This window comes from Methyloglobulus sp., from assembly GCF_046714055.1.
Taxonomy (GTDB): Bacteria; Pseudomonadota; Gammaproteobacteria; order Methylococcales; family Methylomonadaceae; genus Methyloglobulus.
On sequence record NZ_JBKKBJ010000121.1, the window covers coordinates 1 to 6,129 of the forward strand.

7 protein-coding genes are annotated in these 6,129 nt (G+C 46.8%); all 7 read left to right on the top strand.

Features of this window, described 5'->3' with window-relative positions:
• The first annotated feature begins 281 nt into the window (after window positions 1-281).
• The 7 genes from ACLQ6D_RS07385 (at window position 282) to ACLQ6D_RS07415 (ending at window position 5,032) form a co-directional block, all read left to right on the top strand.
• Window positions 282-581, top strand: a complete 300-nt coding sequence (locus ACLQ6D_RS07385) for a putative quinol monooxygenase (protein ID WP_411726644.1) — start codon at window positions 282-284, stop codon at window positions 579-581.
• 56 nt (window positions 582-637) lie between these two features.
• Window positions 638-1,975, top strand: a complete 1,338-nt coding sequence (locus ACLQ6D_RS07390) for an FAD-dependent oxidoreductase (RefSeq protein WP_411726645.1) — start codon at window positions 638-640, stop codon at window positions 1,973-1,975.
• 128 nt (window positions 1,976-2,103) lie between these two features.
• The gene (locus tag ACLQ6D_RS07395) at window positions 2,104-2,754 is read left to right on the top strand and encodes a DUF998 domain-containing protein (RefSeq protein WP_411726646.1); all 651 of its coding nucleotides are present in this window, start codon (window positions 2,104-2,106) and stop codon (window positions 2,752-2,754) included.
• 393 nt (window positions 2,755-3,147) lie between these two features.
• Window positions 3,148-3,684, top strand: coding sequence for a metal-dependent hydrolase (locus ACLQ6D_RS07400; RefSeq protein WP_411726647.1), 537 nt, complete (start codon window positions 3,148-3,150; stop codon window positions 3,682-3,684).
• An 85-nt stretch (window positions 3,685-3,769) separates the two neighbouring features.
• Window positions 3,770-4,648 carry an oxygenase MpaB family protein gene (locus tag ACLQ6D_RS07405; protein WP_411726648.1) on the top strand — a complete coding sequence of 293 codons (879 nt, stop codon included), beginning with the start codon at window positions 3,770-3,772 and terminating at the stop codon, window positions 4,646-4,648.
• On the top strand, window positions 4,641-4,931 hold the full coding sequence (locus ACLQ6D_RS07410) for a VOC family protein (RefSeq protein WP_411726649.1): 291 nt from the start codon (window positions 4,641-4,643) through the stop codon (window positions 4,929-4,931). The genes ACLQ6D_RS07405 and ACLQ6D_RS07410 overlap by 8 nt, the downstream gene beginning before the upstream one ends.
• Window positions 4,892-5,032 carry a VOC family protein gene (locus ACLQ6D_RS07415; RefSeq protein ID WP_411726650.1) on the top strand — a complete coding sequence of 47 codons (141 nt, stop codon included), beginning with the start codon at window positions 4,892-4,894 and terminating at the stop codon, window positions 5,030-5,032. The genes ACLQ6D_RS07410 and ACLQ6D_RS07415 overlap by 40 nt, the downstream gene beginning before the upstream one ends.
• Window positions 5,033-6,129: the final 1,097 nt, after the last annotated feature.

The window sequence follows — 6,129 nt, forward strand, 5'->3', positions numbered from 1 at the left end:
TGCAAGTTACGCAAAAAATAATCAAAACAATTGAAATCAATTGCTTAGCCCAGAGTTTACTTTGTACAACCTAATCCTCAAAACCAGACTGTGGCTCATATCAACCATTGCGGTGAAGGTCGGCCAGTAGCCGACAGTCAACAATTTTACAAAATCAATCGAAACTTACCCATCGATCAGGTTAAAATCCAGTAGCAGATTTTGGGAAAATCTTTCGATTTGATTTGTGACAGCACTGCTGGTAAATTTGAAAATAAACGATTGAAACCTGGAGGCGGCACATGTCAAATAAAACGGTGAGAGTTATTGCGAGAGTCACTTCATTCCCCGATAAGGTTGAGGAACTTAAAGGCCTATTGCTGAACCTGGTTGAACCCACGCGACGTGAAAAAGGTTGCTTAAGCTATCAGCTACTGCAAGATAAAACCAACGCCGCCGAGTTCGTCTTCATTGAAGAATGGGCGGGCGATTCGGCTGAAAATGCCCACATGACGACGGCTCATGTGCAAGACACCTTATTGAAAGCGCAATCGTTGCTCGCCAAAGCACCTGATATTGGCAGATATGTGATTATCGGATAGCGATAACAGCAATTACCGGCAGAATATCCACCACAACCCTATATCCGAGGTATCCAATGAACGATATCACGATCTCTCAACCCTTTCACGGCGTACTTGAAAAAGAAGGCCGCAGCCACAGCAATTGGGGGCTGAGCCGCTCGACGAAGCCAGCTGTCTATGTCGAACCGATAAGTTACGCTGATGTGCAGGCCGTGGTGCGCGACGCGCAACGGTTTCCATCCCCCGTCAATCCGGTAGGCTCGTTGCTATCGGTGACATCCACTATCGTCAATGACGGCGGGACGATGTTGTGTACACGTAAGCTTGATGACATTGTCGGCCTGGAATTTGATAGTACGGGGCGACAGATCGTGCGGGTGCAGGCAGGGTGCCGTCTTAAGAAGCTCAATATGTGGCTACAGGCGCAGGGTGTGGAAATCCCGTTTCAGGCGGAAATCGGCGAGGCCACCGTAGGCTCTGTTGCAGTCGGTGATACCAAAGAGTCATCACTGGACGGAGCTGGCTATTTTTCCGCACATGTTGTCGCCCTGACTTATGTCGATGAAAAAGGCGAGCTCCGCACATTGACTGACGATAAGGATGGGGTGGAGTTCCATGAGTTCAAGTGTTCGTTTGGGCTCTCCGGTATCATTGTCGAGTGCCAACTGGAGGTCCGTCCAGCGACGCTGTGCCGGTCAGACCTGGCGATTGAGGTTTTTCAGTCACCAGAAGAGCTTGCCCAGGGATTGATCGTCAAGCGTGAGGCCTGCGATGCCTTGTTTGCGGTCGTTTTTCTCCACCATTTGGCGAGTTTTGTGGACCAGCGATACAAGGCGGGCTTGGGTTCCGTAACCCCTGCTTCATCGCAGCCTGCCTGCGATGAATTTCGTATCGCAAAGCGTTTGGCGGTCCAGCGCGGGTTTGAGGGCGTCGAAGTGCCACAGCCCAAGGGACTGGTTTATTCCCGCCATGACTTTGTCAATGAGTATTGGCGCCCTTCTGCAGACGAGTTTCGGCTCGACTTCCAATATTACGAGCATGATATTTCGCAACTTACCCGCGTTATCGTTGAAACCTACCAATTCATCAAGGACTTTGAACAACAGACAGGCTTTACGCCAAACGGGTGGGCAACCTATTTCGTGCATCGCCCGGAAAAATACAAGAAGCCGTTCGGTTTATATTCCGGCGGCCCTGGCATTTCATTTTCGTTTGACCCGATCTGCTCCAACCCTGTTGAACCCCGCTGGCAACAGTTCGCGCAGCAATACAATCAACTGGCGATTCACACACTGGGTTGTAATGCTTCGCCAATCCAAACCCAATGGCTAAAGCCTGGGGACGTTAAAATTCCGAAGAAGTTGGCACGCCCTCGTTTTACGACGAAGTACTACGGACAGTTTCTAGACTAATACCCAAGTAGGCTGGGAAATCTAAGCATTGACATTAATCAGGCAATGCACCTACCCATTATTTCGCAACACGCCATCGCGACATCTGCGGTGTTCGTTAGCTGTCGTTTCGTTACCGCCTGTCTCTTATGAAGATAACGCTCCCTAAGATCGGCAATTTATGCGGCGTGTTGGCTCCCGTGTTATGGGCAGCGGCCATTATTTATGGTGGCAGTTTAAGACCGGAATACAGCCACTATTCCCAGTACATCAGCGAGCTTGGTGAGCGGGGAAGCTCTACTGAATTCATTATGCGGTACGGCGCATTTGTGCCTACTGGGCTCATGCACATCGCATTTGCGGCATTCTTGTCAACTGCATTCAAAGATAGCCCGGTTGCCAAATTTGCTGCCCTGTTGATTGCCGTAAATGGCATTGCGCGGATTGGTGCTGGCACGTTTCCTTGCGAAGTTGGCTGTTCCTTACCGAGACTTATGCTTAGTCAGAAGTTACACAGCTTATCGGCTGGCGTAGGTTTTTTTGCGCTGATTGGTGCTTCGTTACTTTGGGGCATCTTGATTAGACGATATCACAGCCTACGAGGGCTTAGTGCGTACTCTATTGTTTCTGGATGCTTGGCTTTGGTATTTCTGGCGCTAATGTCGTGGAGCGCCGAACTGCGGATGGGTACCGGCCTCTATGAACGCTTATCCACGGGGCTATTGTCATTGTGGATGTTTGTGTTTGCGGCTCGATTATGGTGGCTCAAAGCTTACAGCGTATCCCCAGGCCTTTATTAACAAGACGCTCAAGCTCGAAGAGTCGCTTATCCTGGTTGCAATATTTTTGAAAAATACAAAATTGACTGAGTGGTTCGAACTAGGCTGCTCAACTTGCCGTAATTCTGGAGTTTACCAGTGTCGGGTATCAAGTAATTTCTATTTTTTACTAAACAGAATCCTGCAATTGTTAAAAAACACAATCAAAATGCTTCAATCCTGCCGATTGCGGTCATCTTGTTTACGGAGAATGCACAGTCTCCGAACAAACCTAGTTTTAAAGTTATTTGTCTGACGTCAACTACTTTACGACCGGACAGGATAATTGTCGCCGAACAGTTATTCCTGTTATAGCTAAGACTGCAAGAATAGATGATAATCAGTCCCGTATAAAAACTTGTCAAGGTCAAAAAAATGGCTTCAGCATTTTCCCACATAGCGGTTCCGGCGGTTCTGTATGCCGGTTTCAAAAGCGATACGGTAAATTTCAAATTATTTTTACTGGGCGCGGCATGCTCAGTTTTTCCAGATGTCGATGTTATTGCCTTCAAATTTGGTATTCCTTATGAATCACAATGGGGCCATAGGGGTTTTACGCATTCGTTAGTCTTTGCCCTAGGTCTGGCTTCCTTGTTATCTTATTTTCACAGGCATCTCCGATCTAAGCCTTGGATAGTATTTTGGCTTTGCTTCTTGTCGTGTGCTTCCCATGCATTCCTAGACGCCATGACAAACGGTGGGCTTGGCGTGGCATTGTATTGGCCTTTTAGTTTAGAACGGATATTTCTCCCGTTTAGGCCCATTCAAGTTTCCCCAATCGGGGTTAGCAGCTTTTTTACGGAATGGGGGCTTCGTGTGATCTCTTCAGAACTCATTTGGGTGTTGATTCCTGCCTTGACCATTGGCACTACTGGCGCAGTTTTGCGGCGTAAATACGCTAATAATAAGTGATCTTTGCTTCAAAATCCGTGCTATTCCGTTAAAGACATTGCACCGTAAACCTTTATATAGCAAATACCGGGGTAATTTAAGCGTAATGAAACGTGAAATCACTGATAGTCTTGCAGCGCTTGATCCTGAAAAGGATTATGAAGAAATCATGTATTTGCTGCAATGTTACGAATTCCCCTGGGATTATGAGCGGGCGCTGGAATTTGCGCTGTTTCGCACATACGCAGTTCCTTCGATTTCGGCATTGCTTTATAAAACTGGTGAATTTGTCTCGCGTCCCAGGAAGCGCTACGATGATACAGAGCTTATCCTTTACGAAATTACAGAAAACGGCTTTGACAGCGAGCGGGGGCGGGCTGCGTTAAGACGCATGAACCAGATGCATGGCCGCTTCCCCATTGCCAATGAAGATTTCCTGTATGTGCTGTCCACCTTTGTTTTTGAGCCTATCCGGTGGATTGAACACTTCGGCTGGCGATTGCTCAGGGAAAATGAAAAACTAGGCATATTCCAGTTTTATAGTGAGCTTGGACGGCGCATGAACATCAAGGATATCCCCAAAGATATCAATAGTTTTGAGGATTACAATATCGAATACGGGCGTACCCATTTCAGGTATGCGGAGGTTAATTATCATATCGGGTCAGCCACCCGGGATTTATTGCTGGGTTTCTATCTGCCGAAGATATTGTGGCCGCTTGGCAAGCCTTTCATCAATGCCATGATGGATGATCCCTTATGTGAAGCCTTTGGGTTTTATAAGGTACCGGTACCATTTCAACGTTTCGTGAAAAATAGTTTGAAGCTACGCGGCAAACCGCTTCGCTTCTTCCCGGAACGCCGCCAGCCCCGCTTGGGTACCCAGGTTAAACGCCCAACTTATCCGGGAGGCTATAAAATTGAGGAGTTGGGGACATTTAAGAAACCAGATTCTGTCTTAAAGGGAACTATGGAGAATGATTAAACCAAACCAATACCCGACTCGTCTACTGCATACTATGCTGCGTGTTGGCGATCTTGATAAGTCCATTGCCTTCTATACGCAACTGCTCGGCATGAAATTGTTGCGACGACAGGATTATCCAGAGGGTGAGTACACCCTTGCGTTCCTTGGATGCAAGGATGAAGCTGAAAGCACGGTGATAGAACTGACCTACAATTGGGGCAAGCGGCACTATGAACTGGAACGGCGTATGGACATATCGCGTTGGCCACCGATGATATTTACGAAACTTGCGAGGCTTTAGCCTCCCAGGATGTCAACATTACCCACATGCCTGGGCCGATGAAGGATGATGTATCCATTCTTGTCGCGTTTTTAAAAGACCCGGATGGCTACAAAATTTAGCTGATTCAGCGAAAGTGGGGGTGGGGCCGACGCAAGCTGTGGGGGATATTCCATGTTCCGCTTGTCGATTGAATCTGAAATTTCTTCTATTCAGAGTTTAAGCGAGAGTTTAAGGGCTGGCTAGCTTGGGATCATATTTCGAACTTTATTTTGCATTTGAGTAAAGCGGTCAGTGGCGTAATTGGAAGCTTTAGCTTCAAAATCGGCCAAAACCGGCCAATAAACCAAAATTAGTGAACGACTGGTTAGTTAATTGGAGCAGACTTCTACTAAAAGCCATTAGGTTCAAGTTCAAGCGCACATTACCTTCATTTACAATAGCTAGTCTGGTAATGATTTTGTTTTGAAGACAGCGTCTACGTAAAAATCCTCTTCCCACCTAACCATCCCTGCAAGAACCCAGGTCGGATATTATTGCCACCGAGTTTTTTTGCCGACAGTATGATAACAAACACCGACCCAACGACAAATCTGTTCTGGTAGAATGCCTCTTCCTACCAAGACGCCTAGGAAATCTCCCAAAATCCTGAAATCAAATACTCACCATTGTCAGCTGTGCTGCAATGTATACGGAAATGTTTTTGCTTTACGAGCCCGCATCAGCATCAGCCCTGAAAATCCCGATATGCCAGCAGAACGCTTCAACGTCTCCAAGGTCGCTGAAAAGACAATTGTTCTCATCTAACACAAGCCGGATTTCTTTGAAAGAACAGGCGACACCTTCCTATTGATCCAGTCTTGTGAAGTTATAACTCCGCTCGGCTTGATCTGGCCGAAAGGCCAGTAGGCTTCGACGGGTTCAGCCCAAATGGTTTCAAACATTATCAAGCCGAATCAGTAAATCGAGTTTACCTATTAGCCAATCGGTGCAAAACTAAGGCCAGTCATTTCTAACCAAATTCAAATTGCCTCATTGCACGTGACACCTTGGTTTGACGTATAATCCCTATCTAATCTTTTCACATTACTCACTCATGTTACGCACCCATAGTTGAAGTAAACTATAAGGATGAATACAGAACTGTTAGAAATATATAGCGATTACTTATTGAGTTCATTTGGTCAAACGACGGCGACCGGGTTGTCCAGCTTGCTGG

What these genes read in the sequence shown, in the direction of transcription:
- ACLQ6D_RS07405 (WP_411726648.1), top strand. Translation starts at nt 3,770, where the DNA reads ATGAAACGTGAAATCACTGATAGTCTTGCAGCGCTTGATCCTGAAAAG.
- ACLQ6D_RS07390 (WP_411726645.1), top strand. Translation starts at nt 638, where the DNA reads ATGAACGATATCACGATCTCTCAACCCTTTCACGGCGTACTTGAAAAA.
- ACLQ6D_RS07395 (WP_411726646.1), top strand. Translation starts at nt 2,104, where the DNA reads ATGAAGATAACGCTCCCTAAGATCGGCAATTTATGCGGCGTGTTGGCT.
- ACLQ6D_RS07410 (WP_411726649.1), top strand. Translation starts at nt 4,641, where the DNA reads ATGATTAAACCAAACCAATACCCGACTCGTCTACTGCATACTATGCTG.
- ACLQ6D_RS07385 (WP_411726644.1), top strand. Translation starts at nt 282, where the DNA reads ATGTCAAATAAAACGGTGAGAGTTATTGCGAGAGTCACTTCATTCCCC.
- ACLQ6D_RS07400 (WP_411726647.1), top strand. Translation starts at nt 3,148, where the DNA reads ATGGCTTCAGCATTTTCCCACATAGCGGTTCCGGCGGTTCTGTATGCC.